This is a genomic window from Tepidibacillus fermentans (assembly GCF_004342885.1).
Classification (GTDB): Bacteria; Bacillota; Bacilli; order Tepidibacillales; family Tepidibacillaceae; genus Tepidibacillus; species Tepidibacillus fermentans.
The window spans coordinates 1-19,356 of the sequence record NZ_SMAB01000010.1; the positions used below are offsets into that span (position 1 = coordinate 1).

Genomic DNA, 19,356 nt, shown 5'->3' on the forward strand with positions numbered 1-19,356 from the left:
TGCTTACGCTTAGTGTCCTCCTCATCCAGACAACAGAAATTCCGTTATCTGGATGAAGAGGTTATTTTTTCTCCCACAATAATTTTACTCATACCCATTTCTCCTTTAGAAAAGGTATGTATATTCTAACGCGCTCCGTTGTCCGTATATTTTAAAAAATCCCTTTAGCACCTGCTAAAGGGATTTTATATTGACGTTAGCGTGTATAGGTTCGAAAACGAGTGTTAAAATCACGCATATCCGTTTGGAAACGATCGATTGGAGTTCCATTACGAATTCCATCGCCGATATTACGCAATCTTCCTAAAAGGTCAGCATCAGAGGTAATATACACATTATAATGAGGCGCAGCTTTTTTCACTGCATGATATACATTTCGTTCCACTGCATCCGATTGAGGACCGGTTTGGATACGATCATTTAGATTAATTCCTACATAAACATTTCCACCTGCGATGACAACCGTTGCATCGTGAACTCCATTTACACGAGCAGCAATATCTGCCAATCGATCAGCTTCTGCATTCACATTATTACGGAATCTGTTGTCGTAGTTGGCATAGGGTGTGGCTCCATTATAAGGAGTTACTCGGTTATAGTTCGGCGCGTAATTTGGTGCGCCATAATATGGGGCCCCCTCATTATAAGTACCATAATTTCTGGTTCCATCATAATTGTAAGGGCGAACATTACGATCGTTATAACTTTGAGTCAATGGCTTATTTGTATTACATCCAACTAATCCTAATACTAATAGAGTTGCGATTACAAATAAGAAAATTTTGCGTGTTTGCAAATCATTCACCTCCTAAGGGTTAGATTGCCCTAAAAGAGGTGAAATCATTTTATTATTTTATTCCTTACCCGGAACTTCATGGCAATGTCGGCAACGCGCTTCATATCTTTCAGAGGCTCCCACCATAATCACTGGATCATGATAATGAGCAGGCTTACCATCGATGAGACGTTGAGTACGTGTAGCTGGATTTCCACATTTTACACAGATGGCTTGCAGTTTTGTGACAAGCTCAGCTTTCGCTAATAATAACGGTGATGGGCCAAACGGTTCTCCGCGAAAATCTAAGTCTAAACCTGCACAAATGACACGGATTCCACGGTTTGCTAACTCTTCACAAACCTGTACAATTCCCATATCAAAAAACTGAACTTCATCAATGGCAACAACATCTGTATCGTCTTTTACCTTCTTCAAGATCTCGGATGAATAATGAATCGGTTCTGCTTCTTCTTGATTGCCATTATGAGATACCACTGCTACTTCACTATAGCGATTGTCAATCATTGGTTTAAAAACTTGCACTTTTTGTTTGGCGTATTTCGCCCGTTTAATTCGGCGAATCAATTCCTCGCTTTTCCCTGAAAACATACTGCCACAAATATATTCAATCCATCCTTCCCTTTTATAAAAAAACATTATGAAATCTTCTCCTCAACCATTCATTTCTTATTTATCTCTCTTACAAAACCTGAAATGGCTTATATGTTCTAAAGCTGTTTCGTTATCGCTCAAAAGAAATACAAGGACAACGGTGCGCGATGGAATATACAAACCTATTTTAAGACAAGAGTAAAACAGGCAAGCACGTTGGCTCGCCTGTTATTTTTAACATTATTTCATATTGTATTTTCTCTTAAATTTATCTACACGGCCACCTGCATCCACAAATTTTTGTTTGCCTGTGAAGAATGGATGGCACTCAGAACAAATCTCTACACGGAGATTCTCTTTTACTGAACCTGTTTCAAAGGTATTGCCACATGCACAAGTTACAGTTGTAATTTTGTAATTTGGATGAATTCCTGCTTTCATTTTGTTCACCTCTTTCTGCCCTGATTCATTTTCGAAACAGAGTTATCACACATGAAACGATTATAGCATAGAAAAAATATCAGTTGCAAGGAGTTTCGTAAATAGTAAAAAGATCCAATCTATTTTCCTGAATATTTATTATCCAACTTTTCTTCATTCACGAATTGATTAATTTTTAAGCCCTTTCTGGGGATCAATAATTGAAATAAGTTCTGCATTATTTTTTGTATTCTTTAATTTTTTTAAGAAGATCTCGATAAAATCAGGATTATCACTCATTGTTTTGCGAATCAGCCATAGTTTATCTAATTCTTCCTTCGTGAGAAGCAATTCCTCTCTTCTTGTACCAGAACGTTTGATATCGATGGCTGGGAAGATTCTCCGTTCTGCTAATTTGCGGTCAAGGTGCAATTCCATATTTCCTGTACCTTTAAATTCCTCGTAAATGACATCATCCATACGCGAACCAGTCTCAATTAATGCAGTTGCTAAAATCGTCAGACTACCCCCTTCTTCGATGTTCCTTGCCGCTCCAAAGAAACGCTTAGGACGATGAAAGGCTGCAGGATCAATACCACCAGAAAGCGTTCTTCCACTTGGCGGAATCACAAGGTTGTATGCTCTGGCTAAGCGGGTGATACTATCCAATAAAATAACCACATCTTTTTTGGCTTCAACCAGTCTTTGTGCTCGCTCTAATACTAATTCCGCCACTTTCACATGATTTTCTGGCAGTTCATCAAATGTAGAACTAATCACTTCACCTTTTACCGACCGTTGCATATCGGTCACTTCTTCTGGCCGTTCATCAATTAACAGAATCATTAAATGAATTTCCGGGAAGTTCGTACTAATAGCATTAGCAATTTCTTTTAAGAGAAGGGTTTTACCAGCTTTTGGGGGTGCTACAATCAAGCCTCGTTGTCCTAAGCCGATTGGAGCGATTAAATCAATAATTCGTGTCGAAAGGTTATCGGGTGAGGTTTCGAGTACCAATTTTTCTTGAGGAAAAATTGGTGTTAGTGCTGGGAAATGTAACCTCTCCGCCGCTATTTCTGGATCTTGTCCATTTACAGCTTCGATATGTAACAAACCAAAATATCGTTCATTTTCTTTTGGTGGTCTTGCTTTTCCGGAAACAAGATCCCCAGTTCTTAAATCAAATTTTCGAATCTGGGAAGCGGAAATATAGATATCTTCATCACTTGGAAGATAATTGATCGGCCGAAGAAATCCATATCCGTCTGGAAGAATCTCTAATACTCCTTCCATAAACATAAGCCCTGCTTTTTCTGCTTGCGCCTTTAAAATAGAGAAGATTAACTCCTGTTTTTTCATTTTTCCGTAATAGGGTATCTGAAATTCCTTCGCAAGTTTATATAGTTCTGTCAATTTCATCGTTTCTAATGTCGCTAAATTTAAATCCAATACTTGACACCTACTTTATGAACTTTCATTTTTAATTTTTAATAAGAACATTTTATCAGTTTCGACTTCGTTTATCGATCTTATACTATTGATTTTCTGCAAGAAAGTCTGGTTTCTTTTCTAAACGGTGGGTTCCTTTAATAATTCGTACCGTTCCAGTTTTCGCCCGCATAACAATCGATTCGGTCGTTACTACCGAACCATGAAATCTTACACCTTTTAGTAATTCTCCATCGGTTACTCCTGTAGCTGCGAAAATCGCATCATCCCCTTTTACTAAATCATCCATTTTTAAGACGCGACCTGGCTCGATTCCCATTTTGCGACAACGTTCTGCTTCTTCTTCATTTTGCGGAAGCAGGATTCCTTGAATCTCTCCACCTAAACATTTTAATGCGACAGCAGCTAAAACACCTTCTGGTGCCCCACCAATACCGAATAAAATATCTACACCAGTGTCCTCAAAAGCGGTATTGATCGCTGCTGCCACATCACCATCACTGATTAGCTTAATCCGTGCCCCAGCTTCTCGTATTTCCTGAATAATTTCTTGATGTCGTTCCCGATCTAAGACGATCGCTGTAACTTCTCTGATGTCCTTATTTAGTTCCTTTGCGACAATCTCTAAGTTCTTACGAACACTATAATTAATATCAATTTTGCCAGCTACTTTTGGACCTACAGCAATCTTTTTCATGTACATATCTGGAGCATGCAACAAGTTGCCTTTATCTGCAATTGCTACAACAGCAAGAGCATTCCATAATCCTTTTGCTACAATATTTGTACCTTCAATCGGGTCTACAGCTACATCTACTTCCGGACCATATCCTGTTCCTAGTTGCTCGCCAATATAAAGCATTGGTGCTTCGTCCATTTCACCTTCGCCAATAACGACGGTTCCCCTCATCGGTACAGTATCAAAAACTCTACGCATAGCACTTGTTCCTGCTTCGTCAACTTCATTCTTCAAACCTTTTCCTAACCATCTTGCAGCCGCTTGAGCGGCAGCCTCAGTTACTCGAACCAGTTCTAATGTTAAACTTCTTTCCATTGCTTTCCTTCTCCCCCAAGACTTTTAATAAGATTTTATTTCATTCTTTTTACTTGATGGATGTATTACGACGCCGTAATAAAGTAATAAAATTCCCAGTAATTCACTTAGTGGTAACCAGGTTGTTAAACCCATTGTCGCTAACTTACCCCCCAGGCTCATGACAATGGCTCCTGCAGCAATATAGAGGTTTCCTTTAAATCTTGTTTTCCACCAAGAAATAAGTGCACCTAAAATAAGTACGATCCCACCGATACCTGATAATGGAAAACTAAACCTACGAATATAGTCAGGCATTCCTTCTCCACCAATGGCGATTGTTTGTCCTAATATTTTCTCATCAGGTATTACTGGGATAAGCAGAACGAACATCCAAATCGATAGAACTACAGTATATAGTAGAAAAAGATGTGCAATCCAACGATTTTTTCGTAAAAGTAAATAAAGTGTACCTGCTGCCATAACAGGAACTAACGTAATAGCAGGAAAATAGTAGAGCTTATAGATAAAATGATTGAAGCCTTTCCACTCTGAATAGAATTCACCAAATGCCGCTAGTGTAAACATTGAAAGAGATAGAGAATAAAGTAACTGATGGATTTTCTTCCGTTCAATATACTGCTTAACTAAAGACCATGTTAAAAGAAAACTTATTATTGACGCTATTAAAGGTATAATCCAGGCCAATCCCCTTCATCCTCTCCATCATTCATTCGCCAAATCGTGGCTCCTAAGGAATGAAGTTTTTTCTCTAAGTTTTCATATCCTCGATCGATATGATGTACATCACTGATTTGAGTAATCCCTTCTGCCATCAAGCCAGCAACTACCAAAGCAGCACCCGCCCTTAGATCGGTTGCTTTCACTTTTGCACCTTGCAATTGGGTTATTCCTTCAATTACTGCAGATCTTCCTTCTACCTTCATATTGGCACCCATTCTTCGTAGCTCATCAATATGACGAAAGCGGGAAGTATAAATATTATCGGTAACAATACTCGTACCTTTCGCTTTCGTTAGGAGGGCACTAAATGGCTGTTGCAAATCCGTTGGGAATCCCGGATAAGGGAGAGTTTTGATATCAACTGTTTTGTATTCAGATTGCCCTACAACACGAATGGAATCGTCGCTTTCTTCAACAATTGCCCCCATTTCCCGTAGCTTGGCAGAGACAGATTCTAAATGTTTGGGTATGACATTTAACAAGGTAATATCCCCTTCTGTAGCTGCAGCGATGATCATATAGGTTCCTGCTTCAATTCGATCAGGAATGATCGAATGTTTGCAACCTGTGAGTTTGTCAACACCTTGAATCCGAATAATATCTGTCCCAACTCCAGTAATTCGAGCACCCATCGAATTCAAAATCGTTGCTACATCAACAATTTCTGGTTCTTTTGCCGCATTCTCAATGATGGTAATCCCTTTTGCCTTTGATGCCGCTAACATGATATTAATCGTAGCTCCGACACTTACAACATCTAAAAAAATTCTAGTTCCAACTAATTGGTCTGCCTTTAGATGCATTTTCCCTGAATCATTAGTTACATTTGCGCCTAGACTTTCAAACCCTTTGATATGTTGATCGATCGGTCTTGGACCAATATTACATCCTCCAGGTAATCCGACTATGGCTTCTCCAAACTTCCCAAGCAATGCTCCCATAAGATAGTAAGAAGCGCGAAGTTCTTTCACTTTCCCGTTTGGCATGGGTTTATTTATCATATTCGAGGGATCAATCCACATGGTATCCCCATGATAATCTACTTTAGCGCCTAAATCTTGCAGGATCTCAACAAGGATCCGCACATCGCGAATATCTGGAAGGTTTTCAATTTTCATCGGAGAGTCCGCTAAAATGGCGGCAGGTATAAGTGCAACAGCAGAGTTTTTTGCTCCACTAATCGCTACTGTTCCTGTTAATCGTTCTCCTCCTTTTATCATTAAAGTTTCCAAGCGAGCCCCTCCTTGTTCACTTTATTTGTGTCTTGTCACAAGTAAAGCACTTTCCATCGGAAAGTGCTTTAACATGTATCACGCTTGGGATTTATTCCAATCGGCCAGGAATTTCTCAATACCGATATCTGTAAGAGGATGTTTCGTCATTTGTTCAAGCACTTTATAAGGAATTGTGGCAATATCTGAACCTGCTTTTGCTGACTCTAGGACATGCATTGGATGACGAATACTTGCTGCGATGATTTCGGTCGAGATACCATGGATGTCAAAAATTTCACGAATATCACGAATTAATGTCAACCCATCAAAGCTGATATCATCAAGTCGACCAACAAAAGGGGATACATAGGTAGCACCTGCGCGAGCTGCCATCAGTGCTTGGTTTGCAGAAAAGATCAGGGTAACATTTGTTTTAATTCCTTTTTTAGAGAATGCATGAACTGCTTTTAAACCCTCGATCGTCATTGGAACTTTAATCACAATATTGTCGGAAAGAGCAGCATACTTTTCTCCTTCAGCAACCATCTCATTTGCCTCTAAGCTGATCACTTCCGCGCTAATTGGACCATTAACAATACTGGTAATCTCTTGAATCACATCAAGCAGATCTCTTCCTTCCTTCGCAATTAAGGAAGGATTGGTAGTCACTCCAGAAAGAATACCCCACTCACTTGCCTTACGAATTTCTTCGACATTTGCTGTATCGATAAATAGTTTCATTTCTTTCACCCTTTAATTATTTTAAGCTTTTTGATTACTACCAAACAGACGAATTTTGCCTCGAACTACTTCTTTCATCGCTTCACGACCTGGTCCAAGATATTTGCGAGGGTCATATACTTTCGCATCTTTGGCAAAGATTTCGCGAAGGGTATTGGTTAAGGCTACTTGGTTTTCCGTATTGACGTTAATTTTACCAATTCCAGCCGCTATTGCTTTTTCAATTTCATCATCAGGAATACCAGATCCACCATGGAGAACAAGTGGTATATCAATTTCTTTACTTACCGCTTCGATAATATCATGACGGAGTTTTGGTATACCTTTGTAAAGTCCATGGGCACTACCAACTGCAATCGCTAAGGCATCAACACCTGTTAATTTATAAAATTCAATTGCTTCTTTTGGATCAGCTAGACGTGCATTCGCTTCATCTACAGAAAGATCATCTTCAGTACCACCAATCGTACCTAATTCCCCTTCAACAGAAACGCCCATTGCATGAGCAGCTTCGACCACTTTTTTCGTAATCTCTACGTTTTTCTCAAATGGATGATGGGAACCATCAATCATTACCGATGAAAATCCTGCACGGATGAATTTCATCGCGACTTCAAAACTACTACCGTGATCTAAATGAAGGGCTACAGGAACCGTTGCTTTTTCAGCAGCCACTTTTGCCATTGCAACAGCATATTCTAACCCCATATATTTTGCTGCTCCTTCACTAACTCCGAGAATGACAGGAGATTGTTCCTCTTGAGCAGCCTCAATAATCGCTTGGGTAAACTCAAGGTTATTCATATTAAATTGGCCAACTGCATATTTACCTGCTTTTGCAGCTTTTAACATTTCAGTCATTGAGACTAAAGGCATGATTCGTTCTCCTTTCCATCTATGTAACATTGGGAATACTAAAAGGTAGTTTTTGTTATATCTCAAAAAAGAATACCAAATCCAATGATTAATTATATCATAGTGGTCTATGAAATACATCAGAACAAAGTTTCTGAAAGACTTTGGTTCAAGTCAAAGACCATAGGGCCAAAAGTCAGATTCGATGAAATTGGCATAAGTAGAGTATTAATGTAAAGTGCTAATTTCTAGCTTTTTCGAAATTACGGTGTGATTTGATGGGCTGCCAATTGTTCTCTAACAAGTGAACGAAGTTGATCAATATCAAATGGCTTGGTAATATGTGTAATCGCCCCCAGTTTTGTCGCTTCATTGATCATATCTAACTCTCCATAGGCGGTCATCATAATCACTTTAATATCATGATTCATTTTCTTGATTCGTTTTAAAATTTCTAACCCGTCCATTCCAGGTATTTTCATATCTAATAAAACAATATCAGGAGACACTTGTTGGACGATTTGAAGTGCTTCCTTTCCATTTGCCGCTTGGTAAGTTTGATAACCTTCTTTCCCAAAAACTTCAAACAAAAGAACTCGTATTCCAAATTGATCGTCGACAATTAACACCTTTTGTTTCAAACAATCCCCCCCAGTTTCCTCCTGATTTTATTAGCAAAGTAGGAATCCGTAATCATTCATTAATTGTATATATTTCTGTCTTTTTTTTCCTTTCTCCTTCTTTTTGTCAAAATTTTTTATAAATTAGCAATAAATTTCGTTGACTTACTTCCTTATAAAAATAGGTATTAACGCTGCTCCTAACCTTACGGCTTTCCATAAATAAACAGCAAGCGGGAAAGCTCACTCGCAAAAGTCACAACTTATAGAACATACAAACCCCAAAATAAGTCAAGAAAAAGAAAAATGTCAATGTAAAGGGTACTGGAATTAGATAACTAGATTAATAAGCACCAACACTTACTCTTTCATTAATTCTCCCATCTTTTATTTCTATAATGCGATCCGCTTTTTCCGCGATCATATTGTCATGCGTGATAACAATAAAGGTGGTTTTAAATGTTTGGTTAATCTCTCGCATTAATTGATAGATATTCTCTGTAGACTCTGAATCCAAATTTCCTGTTGGCTCATCTGCAAGGATAATCTTCGGGCTATTCATCATCGCTCTGGCAATTGCCGTTCTTTGTTGTTGACCACCTGATATCTCTGTTGCTAGATTATTTTTTACGTTGGACAGATCTACGAGATCTAGTAATTCATTTGCTCTTTTTATTATATCTTTCGAAACTTTTCCTGACTTAATTTGATAAGGCAGTAAAACATTTTCTAGCACCGTAAACTCTGGAAGAAGATAATGAAACTGAAAAATAAAACCGATAGTTTCATTCCTTAATTTCGCGAGTTCATTACTGTTCATTGTATCGGTTCTCTTCCCATCTATGTACACTTCTCCACTAGTTGGTTGATCTAATGTACCCATAATATTGAGAAGTGTACTCTTTCCACTTCCGGAAGCGCCAATGATGGAATTAAAAGTTCCTTCTTCAAAAGTTAAATTGATATCATGCAATACTTGCGTTTTAATCGTGGTTCCATAGACTTTATTAATATGTTTTAGTTGGATGATATCAGCCATTTTTAATTACCTCCATCGGATTCAGCTTCAATGAACCTCTTGCAGGAATAAGCGCTGCAACAACAGCAGAGGCTAATGCAATCAGTGCAGAAATAGTAATAAAACGATAATGTATCGCAAGCTCAACAATGGGAGTTCCCTCTGGTGTTAGCGCAAATTTAGAAAAAAGATAACTTAAAAACAAACCAAAAACCACCCCGAGAATAGATCCAACCACCCCAAGAATAAGTCCCTGAAATAAGAATATAAAACTAGCGGTTCTATCCTTTATTCCCATTGCTTTCAGAATGCCAATTTGCTTCGATTTTTGAACCACAGATATAGCAAGTACACTTGCAATCCCAAGAACAACCGAAACCAAAACGAATATTTGAATCATGATACTTGAAATATTTTGCCCGTTTAACCCGCTTAAAAGTTCCGCATTCTGCGCTTTCCAATTATCCACCTTCAGCTCTTTGTTATCTAATATTTTTGCGATTGCTGATGCTGTTTCATCTGCTTTAAATACATCCTTTACCTGCATTTCAATGCTAGTCACCTTATCACCGAATGAGAATAATTTCTGAGAAGTAGAAAGTGGGGTAATCATCCAAGATTTATTTAACGAGGCCACTTTAAGATCGTAGAAACCTGTGACCTTTAGCTTTTCTAAGTCACCTGAATTCGTGATAATCTGAATTTCATCACCAAGGTTTACTCCAAGTTCTTGTTTTAATTCCTTACCGATGATGGTTTCGTTCTCGTTTATCGGTTCTTGCCCCTCATAAATCCGACTTTTAATATTGTAGATTTTATCAGAGTCCTCTACGTTCATTCCTCTCACTAAAACGGAAAATGTTTTTTTATCTTCTTTTATTAGTGCTGGACCATCAGCAGCAACCGCAACATGAACGACCTCATTATTTAATCCTTTTATCTTATCTGTTATCTCTTGATAACTAGAAATCGCCTTATCCTCTGCATCGGAACTAATCGTAATTTGTGGTGAATTACCGATCGTTTTACTAATTAAGCTTTCCTGTAGTCCTTCGATTAGAGATCCAATAAAAATCTGAACCGAAACTCCAATGGCAATGCCAAAAACAATTAGTGCCGTTTGCCCTTTACTTGACAGTAAAAAACGTAAGGCTATCTTAAATGGTAACCTCATTCTCACCCATCCTTTATATTTCTAAATATGACTATTTAGACTCATTTTTTAATTTTTTCTATTATATTAAATACTAATAACGCCATTACCTGTTGTAAGATAGCGCATCTTTGTAATAACAATCCCCCCTTTCGTTAGTAACCAAGCAATCCTATCAACCTTTACTACCTTGTTCTGTAATTTCTATAAAGGATCGATAAAATCCTTTTTAATTTCAATCATTACGTTCCGCACTATTCTTTTGTAAAGTGCCCTCCATACGACCCGAAATTTCTCAACTTCTTTGATTACAATAGGTCTAATTTCCCCGTTATGTTTTTTTACAAAGTTATCCCAATGGGCGTGTTCATCAAAAAAGATTTCTTTAAGAATGTTCGTCTCCATATTTTTAGTTTAACAAAAATCAAACTTAAATAAGAGCTTTCGCTCCCAAAATTTATACTTTCTTATACGTTTAAAAAGAGGCGATTTTTAACGCCTCTTCCTTCTTCTATCGCTGATTTTGTTTGTTCTGTAAAGATGCCTTCACGAAATCTCTAAATAATGGGTGGGGACGGTTTGGTCGAGAAACAAACTCTGGATGAAATTGTGTGGCCACAAACCAAGGATGAGAGGGAATTTCAATAATTTCTACCAATTTCTCATCGGGTGAAGTTCCGGAGATTTTTAATCCAGCGGCTTGTAACTGGTCTCTGAATTCATTATTAAATTCATAGCGATGGCGGTGGCGCTCGTAGACTAATTCATCTTGATATGCTTGCATCGCTTTTGAATCTTTTTCTAATTTACATGGATATAATCCCAATCTCATCGTTCCGCCTAAATCTTCGATATCTTTTTGTTCAGGGAGAATATCAATGACAGGATATGGAGTGCGAAGATTAAATTCGGTACTATGAGCATCTTTTAAACCGACCACATTCCTCGCAAATTCAATGACAGCGGTTTGCATTCCTAGACAGATTCCTAAGAATGGAATATTATTCTCTCTAGCATATTGGATGGTTGTAATCTTCCCTTCAATTCCCCGATCGCCAAAACCACCTGGAACTAAGATTCCATCGGCATCTTTTAATAATTGATGAACATTTTCTTGATTTACGTTTTCAGCATCGATCCAGTCAATCTCAATTTCCGTATCATTGTTAAAACCTGCATGATATAATGCCTCAGCAACACTTAGGTATGCATCATGTAAAGAAACATATTTCCCTACTAAAGCAATTCTTGTGGTGTGTTTTAAATTTTTGATTTTGTTTACAAGCTCGGTCCATTCCTTCATGTCAGCTGGAGGAGTATTTAAAGAAAGATGTTTCACTACATATTCGTCTAATCCCTGTTGTTGTAACATTAATGGCACATCATATAAGGTATCGGCATCTAATGCCTCGACAACAGCTTCTTTTTCAATATCACAAAATAGAGCAATTTTCTTTTTAATATCGTCTGATAAGGTGTGCTCCGTACGGCAAACAATCATATTTGGCTGGATACCAATACTGCGAAGTTCTTTCACACTATGTTGGGTCGGTTTTGTTTTTAATTCACCTGAAGCAGCAATGTATGGTACTAATGTGACATGGATATACATGATGTTTTCACGGCCAACATCATTTTTTAACTGGCGAATCGCTTCAAGAAAAGGCAGACTTTCAATGTCCCCGACGGTTCCACCAATTTCTGTGATCACAACATCTGCATGGGTTTCTTTTGCAGCACGAAAAATCCGATCTTTGATTTCATTGGTAATATGTGGGATTACTTGAACGGTTCCACCTAAATAATCGCCACGTCGTTCTTTTGTGATGACTGAAGAATAAATTTTTCCTGTCGTTACATTATTATTTTTACTTAGATTGATATCGATAAAACGTTCATAATGACCCAAATCCAAGTCTGTTTCTGCTCCATCGTCCGTTACAAATACTTCCCCATGTTGATAAGGACTCATCGTTCCTGGGTCTACATTGATATATGGATCGAATTTTTGGATCGTTACTTTTAAACCTCGATTCTTCAATAGTCTCCCAAGAGAAGCAGCGGTAATTCCTTTACCCAATCCAGATACTACACCACCAGTTACGAAGATATACTTAGTCATATGAATTCCTCCTCTGTCTTCATCTTATTTTGCCAAGAATTACACAAAAAAAACAAAAGCACCCTTCCCTTTCGGGGGCGCTTTTGCTCTATTTATAAATATGTAGATTTATTCTTTTCACACAATAAATCTAAAGCCCATTAGGTATCTTACTCTCTCTCATCTAAAAAGTCAAGCTTGAGATTACTCTAGATCTAAATCGTCATCTTCGTCCGTTTCCTCAAATTCATCCATATCTTCATCAATGAAATCATCTTCAAGAGCATCTGTATCATCATAGTCGTCTGTCAATTCATCGTCCATTAATTCATCTTCATCTGTATATTCTTCATCTTCCAATTGTTCATCGTAATCAAAATCGGTATCTTCATCATCATTAAACCGCAAGTGAACCGATTCGAGTTGATCGACAGGATACCACTGTTTTAGACCCCACTCATTTTGGCCTAAATAAGCAAAACGACCATCGATATTGATTTCCGTAAATAATTGAACAGTAAAATCTAGGAGTTCATCTTCGGATAACCCTTTTAGTTTAAATACTTCTTGAGCTAATTCTTGATAGGTAAAGGTACGCTTGGCTTGTTTTAAAATTTGATAAGCTAAGTCTACCATTGGTTTCTCTTGGATACTTCTTTCATCAAAATCAAAGACGGTTTCTGACATTGCTTCCGGCACATCCTTTCTTTTTTCTTTGCCGTGATTTTCAAAAAAGTCATAGTAAACAATATTGTAATCATTTTTGATCGGATGTCAAATCCCAGCAAAACGAGTTATTCATTTTTTTCATTGATTAACTGCTGATAGGTTTGTTTGGCCACATCAATCAAATTGAGTTTTTGGTGATAAATTTGATCCATAATGACATGATAAGTATCTTGTTTTTTCCATTGTTCAATTTGGTGTTGAAAGAACTGATGAAGAATTTCTTCAAATTCTTTTGCTAAATCTTCTCTTCGTTGCCGATCAAGGATTCCTTTTTCTTTGATAAAAGAAAAATGGTTCTGCAAAGAAGTCCATAATTCGATGATGCCCTGATGTTCTGTGCTTATCGTCTTCACAATCGGTGGTTTCCATTCAGCTTTTTGCTTTGTTGTTTCGATTAAAAGTTCTATTTCATGATATAATTTTTGCGTTCCGGGAAGATCACTCTTATTAATAACAAAAATATCGGCAATTTCCATCAGCCCAGCTTTAAAAGCCTGAATACTATCCCCTGCCCCTGGATTTAACACGACTACTGTACTATCTGCAACATTCATAATTTCTAATTCGGATTGTCCTACACCTACCGTTTCAATTACAATCAAGTCATTGCCCATCATATCTAAAATTCTTACTGTCTCTTTGGTAGCCTTGGCTAACCCACCTAGTGTGCCCCTACTCCCCATACTACGTATAAATACTCCAGAATCTGTGGCATGCTTTTGCATTCGCACTCGGTCGCCTAAAAGGGCTCCACCAGAAAAAGGACTGGAAGGATCGATGGCAATGATTGCAATTTTTAGCCCTTCTCCTCTAATTTCTTGAATCAATCGATCAACAAGGGTACTTTTTCCTGCACCAGGTGCCCCCGTAATTCCAATTACATGAGCCCTTCTTTTATGTAGATATAAATGTTGAAGGAGGTCATATTTTTCCTGTAGGTCATTTTCAATGATTGTAATTGCTTTTGCTACACTTCTTTTATCCCCTTGAATAATTTTTTGAATCAGCCGCTCCATTTCCTCACCTACAATCTTTCATTTCTCATTATTATACTAAATATTCTGATTTTAAGGTATAATGCTTTGTGTTAATTGCATATTTATGATGCTGTAACCTTCCAATAAAATAGGTTTGTATATTCCAATGCGCTCCGTTGTCCGTGCTCTACACTCCCAAAAGTCGCTGCTTATGGAATATACAAACCTATCCTTAAACCAATATTTTTTATCCTAAAAAAACATTCGATATAACTGATATCCTAAAAAGATTCCGACAATCCCCATAATTCCTTGAATCGCTGTTGGAGCTGGAATGGGCAATTTAAAAAAAGCAAAAACAAAACCAACCACTGCCCCAGTCAGTGTAGAAAGTAAAATCTCTTTTAGCATGTTTTCCTCCTATGGACGATAATGTACCATCAATTGGTAACGCCCCACCTTTTGCTTTCCAATAGAAAGATCGTATTCTAATTCAATTTTTCCTTCTTCCCAAGTCTGAGAATAAATCTTTACTTTTAGCGGATGAATTTCCATTGCAAAGGTTCCATAAGGTGTTTGATAAAAACTTTGGTGGGGTTTCCCTTCCTGGAATATTTGATGCGATCTTGTTTCCCCTTGGCGGAGAAGGGATAGCTTGGTTGGGGATTCACTCCATTTCCACTTCAGAATGGTGTTTGTTTTCCCTAGTTGATCTTGATGATCTTCATATTTCAAATAAATGTCTTGATCATTTTTTAGGTATAATGTCCCCTTATAGTCATGTTGCCATTCTTCTACTTCTCCGGTTTGGTAATCAATTTTTGTTTGGATGTGAATCTGAATCTCTTTCATTTATTGATTTTGGGTCCATCCCAAGAGGATTTCTCTTACCATTTTTGAAGCGAGAATGGCAGTTTGGTCTGCAGGATCATAGACAGGTGCCACTTCGACAATATCTGCCCCGACTACTTTTATCCCCGAATTAGCAATCTCGTGAATCACTGCAAGCATTTCTTTGGAAGAAATGCCTCCAGATTCTAATGTTCCTGTTCCAGGAGCAAAAGCAGGATCTAAAACATCAATATCGATTGTAATATAGGCAGGACGATTCTTTATCGTTGGTAATACCTTTTTTAAGGGTTCTAATACTTCGAAAGGATAGAAGTTCATATATTCTTTCGCAAACTCAAATTCCTCTTTTAGTCCTGAGCGAATCCCAAATTGATAAACGTTTTTTCCTCCCATTAATTCTACTACCTTACGAATAGGCGTAGCGTGAGAATAAGGCTCCCCTTCATAATCCGTACGAAGATCAGTATGTGCGTCCATATGGATCACGACAAGGTCAGGATACTTCTTATATACCTCCTGGATAATTGGCCAAGCAACAAGGTGTTCCCCACCTAAGCCAAGGGGAAACTTGCCATCGTTTAAAATCTTCCGGACATAATCCCCAATCATTTCAACACTTCTTTCGGGATTTCCAAAAGGAAGAGGGATATCACCTGCATCAAAATATTTCACTTCTTTTAATTCACGATTTAAATAAGGGCTATATTCTTCTAATCCAATAGAGACTTCACGGATTTTTTTCGGGCCAAAACGTGATCCTGGTCGGTAACTCACCGTAAAATCCATTGGCATCCCATAAATTACAACCTCTGCATCTTCATAATGAGGATGAGCAGCAATAAATACATTTCCAGAATATGCTTCATCAAATTTCATTGAAGTTTACTCCTTCACCAAATCTTCTACGAACTTCGGTAATTGAAAGACAGATTTATGAATTCTAGGTGAATAGTATTTGGTATCTAGTTCTTTTAATTGTGACTCATCTACGGTAAGTGGGTCGTATTTTTTGGAACCCAGAGTAAAACTCCATAACCCACTTGGATAGGTTGGGATACTTACTGTATATAAACGAGTGACTGGGAAAATGGAACGAATATCTTTTACGACTCGCTGGATTAAATCTGCGTTAAACCAAGGAGATTCTGTTTGTGCAACAAGGATTCCGTCTTCTTTTAATGAATCATAAATCCCTTGATAAAATCCTTTTTCAAATAAGCCAACTGCTGGCCCTACTGGTTCAGTGGAGTCCACCATGATGACATCAAATTCATTTTTGTGATCATGGATATAGCGAATTCCATCTACGACTTGAACATCAACTCTAGGATTATCTAAAGCTCCTGCAATTTCTGGTAAGTATTCTTTTGAGGTCTCAATCACTCGGCCATCAATTTCCGCAAGTACAGCTTTTTCTACACTTGAATGTTTTAGGATTTCGCGGATTGCTCCTCCGTCCCCGCCACCGACAACCAATACTTTCTTTGGATTTGGATGAGTGTTAAGAGCAATATGAGTAATCATTTCATGATAAACAAATTCGTCTTTGATGGTGGTCATGACCATTCCATCTAAGACTAGCATCCGCCCAAATTGAATGGTTTCGATAATATCTAATTTTTGAAATTCGGTTTGTTCGGTATGTAAGGTTTTTGTAATTTTTGTCGTGATTCCATGGTTAGGAGTTTGTTTTTCTGTATACCATAATTCCATTTGGTGATCCCTCTTTCTTCTATTTTCCTTTATGTTTATTTTCTTGATGGTAGGTTTCCCTCATCTACCACTTTCTACACATGAAACAACAAAAAGTATTATATAAAATCATTCGCGAAAAGCAAAGAAAAAAATGTCCTACCCCGTTCGTTCAAGTATAAGCCACTTAAAATATACCGATAATGGGTTAATAAAATGGTTTATCTTTAGAGTCGTTGAAAGAGGGGATTCTGTGGGTAGATATGATGATTTAGAAGATTTTGCGCTTTATCGTTTTCTTAGAGCCTTAAAAAGGACGATTTTACTTTTGTTTTCATTCTTGATTATTCTGGGTATTCTTGTTGGTGCATTTGTTATCTATCTGAAATCAACCCCACTTCCTAATGCGGATATTAAACAAACGACATTGATTTACTCTTTAGACGGAAAGGTAATCGACGCGGTAGATTCTGGAGAGAAAAGGATCTATGTTCCTTTGTCCCAAATTCCAAAAGATCTTATTCAAGCCACTCTTGCTATCGAAGATCGTAAATTCTATAACCATTTTGGCTTTGATCTGATGCGAATTGGCGGTGCGGTGATCGCTGATCTTAAGAATGGTGCAAAAGTACAAGGTGGCAGTACAATTACACAGCAATTAGCGAAAAATCTCTATTTAACCCATGAAAAAACATGGCAACGGAAATTAAAAGAAGCTCTTTTAACAGTAAAACTAGAGTTGCAGTATAGTAAAGATCAAATCTTAGAAATGTATCTAAATCAGATTTATTATGGGCAATCCGCTTATGGTGTTCAATTAGCTGCATCCACTTATTTTCATAAAAATGTATCCGAATTAAATCTAGCAGAATCTGCGATGTTAGCAGGTATTCCCAAGGGGCCAACTTACTATTCACCCTTTCAAAATTTAGAGAAAGCAAAATCTAGGCAAAAACTAGTTCTTCAAGCGATGGTTCATGAAGGGTATATCACACAGCAACAGGCAGATGAGGCTTATCACCAAAATCTTACGTTTGCCAACCCAAAAGAGCGACTCTTCGCTTCCAAAGCTCCTTATTTCACGCAATACATTGAGAATGAATTGATTCACCGATACGGAATCACGGAACAAGAGTTGCATTCTGGCGGTTTAAAAATCTATACCACCATGGATTTAGCTATGCAAGAAACAGCTGAAAAACTATTAAAAGAAAAATTGCCAAAGGATCGTCCATTGCAAACTGCCCTTGTAAGCATCGAACCTTCAACCGGATTTATCAAGGCAATGGTTGGGGGACGAGATTTTCGAGAAAGTCAATATAATCGGGTCTTTGCGAAAAGACAACCTGGTTCTGCCTTTAAACCGATATTGTATTTGGCAGCTTTAGAACATGGCGTAACACCATTAACTCAGCAAAAAAGTGAAGCAACTGTTTTTTTTCAAGAAAATGGCCAGAATTATTCGGTAAAAAACTTTGATGATAAATACCCAAATCGCGACATTGATCTACATTATGCGATTACTCATTCTGATAATATTTATGCCGTGAAAACCCACCTAGATATAGGAATGGACAAACTGGTTGAAATGGGAAAACGATTAGGAATCGAATCGCGACTAGATCCTGTTCCATCCTTAGCATTAGGTTCTAATCTTGTGACACCGATGGAACTGACAAAAGCTTATGCGACAATAGCTAATCAAGGTAAGAAAATTGAGCCAACCGCAATTATTAAGATTGAAGATCGGGAAGGAAACATTCTTTATGAAAAAAAGGAAATTGAAGAAACACAAGTGATTACACCTGCAGAAGCTTTCGTGATGACCTATATGCTAGAAGGGGTATTTGAACCAGGTGGAACAGCCGCAAGCGTAGCGAAAATATTAAAGCGGCCTGTAGCGGGGAAAACAGGGACGACAAATGATTATCGAGATCTTTGGCTAGTTGGTTATACTCCTCAACTCGTGACTACACTTTGGACAGGTTATGATAATGATGAAGAGTTGAAAAAGTACCAGTCTTATCGGAGTCAAGAATCCTATCTTACGAAAGAAATTTGGGCGGAATATATGGAAAAGGCACACCAAGCGTTAGCACCTCAACTTTTCACTGTACCTGAAGGGGTGGTCAGCCTTTATATCGACCCGCAAACAGGGAAAATAGCTAATGATCGTTGTCCGAACCCAAGATTAGAAGTTTTCATTCAAGGTACGGAACCCAAAGAAGTATGTGATATTCACAAAGGCGATCAATTGTTAGACCCCAACAAAATAAAGGAATCGGAACAGGAATCTCTTTGGAAGCGAATGAAAAATTGGTGGAATGATTAAAAATATGTCTTATAATAGAGGTAAAATACAAAAAAG

At 37.8% G+C, this 19,356-nt stretch carries 20 protein-coding genes; 1 reads left to right on the forward strand and 19 read right to left on the reverse strand.

Annotated elements, in window-relative coordinates:
* Positions 1-196: 196 nt before the first annotated feature.
* The 19 genes from EDD72_RS07405 to speE form a co-directional block, all read right to left on the reverse strand.
* Positions 197-796, reverse strand: coding sequence for a YhcN/YlaJ family sporulation lipoprotein (locus EDD72_RS07405; RefSeq protein WP_165895009.1), 600 nt, complete (start codon positions 794-796; stop codon positions 197-199).
* 57 nt (positions 797-853) lie between these two features.
* Positions 854-1,435 carry a thymidine kinase gene (locus EDD72_RS07410; RefSeq protein WP_132768873.1) on the reverse strand — a complete coding sequence of 194 codons (582 nt, stop codon included), beginning with the start codon at positions 1,433-1,435 and terminating at the stop codon, positions 854-856.
* 195 nt (positions 1,436-1,630) lie between these two features.
* Complete coding sequence (rpmE, locus tag EDD72_RS07415) at positions 1,631-1,831, reverse strand: 50S ribosomal protein L31 (protein ID WP_132768876.1); 201 nt, start codon at positions 1,829-1,831, stop codon at positions 1,631-1,633.
* 168 nt (positions 1,832-1,999) lie between these two features.
* The gene (gene rho, locus EDD72_RS07420) at positions 2,000-3,259 is read right to left on the reverse strand and encodes a transcription termination factor Rho (protein ID WP_132768878.1); all 1,260 of its coding nucleotides are present in this window, start codon (positions 3,257-3,259) and stop codon (positions 2,000-2,002) included.
* Between the two features lie 85 nt (positions 3,260-3,344).
* The gene (gene glpX / locus EDD72_RS07425; RefSeq protein ID WP_132768881.1) at positions 3,345-4,313 is read right to left on the reverse strand and encodes a class II fructose-bisphosphatase; all 969 of its coding nucleotides are present in this window, start codon (positions 4,311-4,313) and stop codon (positions 3,345-3,347) included.
* A gap of 24 nt (positions 4,314-4,337) precedes the next feature.
* Positions 4,338-5,000 carry a hypothetical protein gene (locus EDD72_RS07430; RefSeq protein WP_132768884.1) on the reverse strand — a complete coding sequence of 221 codons (663 nt, stop codon included), beginning with the start codon at positions 4,998-5,000 and terminating at the stop codon, positions 4,338-4,340.
* Positions 4,979-6,268 carry a UDP-N-acetylglucosamine 1-carboxyvinyltransferase gene (locus EDD72_RS07435; RefSeq protein ID WP_132768886.1) on the reverse strand — a complete coding sequence of 430 codons (1,290 nt, stop codon included), beginning with the start codon at positions 6,266-6,268 and terminating at the stop codon, positions 4,979-4,981. Before EDD72_RS07435 ends, EDD72_RS07430 begins: the two co-directional genes overlap by 22 nt.
* Positions 6,269-6,346: 78 nt before the next feature.
* Positions 6,347-6,991 (reverse strand): fructose-6-phosphate aldolase, encoded by a 645-nt coding sequence (gene fsa / locus EDD72_RS07440; RefSeq protein WP_132768889.1) that lies wholly within the window; start codon positions 6,989-6,991, stop codon positions 6,347-6,349.
* Positions 6,992-7,012: 21 nt separating this feature from the next.
* Complete coding sequence (gene fba, locus EDD72_RS07445) at positions 7,013-7,867, reverse strand: class II fructose-1,6-bisphosphate aldolase (RefSeq protein WP_132768891.1); 855 nt, start codon at positions 7,865-7,867, stop codon at positions 7,013-7,015.
* Between the two features lie 242 nt (positions 7,868-8,109).
* On the reverse strand, positions 8,110-8,487 hold the full coding sequence (locus EDD72_RS07450) for a response regulator (protein WP_132768894.1): 378 nt from the start codon (positions 8,485-8,487) through the stop codon (positions 8,110-8,112).
* Between the two features lie 322 nt (positions 8,488-8,809).
* Positions 8,810-9,505, reverse strand: coding sequence for an ABC transporter ATP-binding protein (locus EDD72_RS07455; protein ID WP_132768897.1), 696 nt, complete (start codon positions 9,503-9,505; stop codon positions 8,810-8,812).
* Entirely contained in the window at positions 9,498-10,658 is a 1,161-nt protein-coding gene (locus EDD72_RS07460; RefSeq protein WP_132768899.1) for an ABC transporter permease, read from the reverse strand. Before EDD72_RS07460 ends, EDD72_RS07455 begins: the two co-directional genes overlap by 8 nt.
* A 490-nt stretch (positions 10,659-11,148) precedes the next feature.
* Positions 11,149-12,759 (reverse strand): CTP synthase, encoded by a 1,611-nt coding sequence (locus tag EDD72_RS07465; protein WP_132768901.1) that lies wholly within the window; start codon positions 12,757-12,759, stop codon positions 11,149-11,151.
* A gap of 183 nt (positions 12,760-12,942) precedes the next feature.
* Positions 12,943-13,437: a DNA-directed RNA polymerase subunit delta gene (gene rpoE, locus EDD72_RS07470; protein ID WP_243643801.1), complete on the reverse strand. Its 495-nt coding sequence runs from the start codon at positions 13,435-13,437 to the stop codon at positions 12,943-12,945.
* 95 nt (positions 13,438-13,532) lie between these two features.
* Positions 13,533-14,483, reverse strand: a complete 951-nt coding sequence (gene meaB / locus EDD72_RS07475; RefSeq protein WP_132768903.1) for a methylmalonyl Co-A mutase-associated GTPase MeaB — start codon at positions 14,481-14,483, stop codon at positions 13,533-13,535.
* Positions 14,484-14,696: 213 nt separating this feature from the next.
* Positions 14,697-14,855 carry a XapX domain-containing protein gene (locus EDD72_RS07480; protein ID WP_132768905.1) on the reverse strand — a complete coding sequence of 53 codons (159 nt, stop codon included), beginning with the start codon at positions 14,853-14,855 and terminating at the stop codon, positions 14,697-14,699.
* Between the two features lie 9 nt (positions 14,856-14,864).
* Positions 14,865-15,296, reverse strand: coding sequence for a YwiB family protein (locus EDD72_RS07485; RefSeq protein ID WP_132768907.1), 432 nt, complete (start codon positions 15,294-15,296; stop codon positions 14,865-14,867).
* On the reverse strand, positions 15,297-16,172 hold the full coding sequence (gene speB, locus EDD72_RS07490; RefSeq protein ID WP_132768909.1) for an agmatinase: 876 nt from the start codon (positions 16,170-16,172) through the stop codon (positions 15,297-15,299).
* Positions 16,173-16,178: 6 nt separating this feature from the next.
* Positions 16,179-17,009, reverse strand: coding sequence for a polyamine aminopropyltransferase (gene speE / locus EDD72_RS07495; protein WP_132768912.1), 831 nt, complete (start codon positions 17,007-17,009; stop codon positions 16,179-16,181).
* A 232-nt stretch (positions 17,010-17,241) separates the two neighbouring features.
* Between speE and EDD72_RS07500 the strand changes: the two genes are divergently transcribed.
* Complete coding sequence (locus EDD72_RS07500) at positions 17,242-19,320, forward strand: transglycosylase domain-containing protein (protein ID WP_243643802.1); 2,079 nt, start codon at positions 17,242-17,244, stop codon at positions 19,318-19,320.
* Positions 19,321-19,356: the final 36 nt, after the last annotated feature.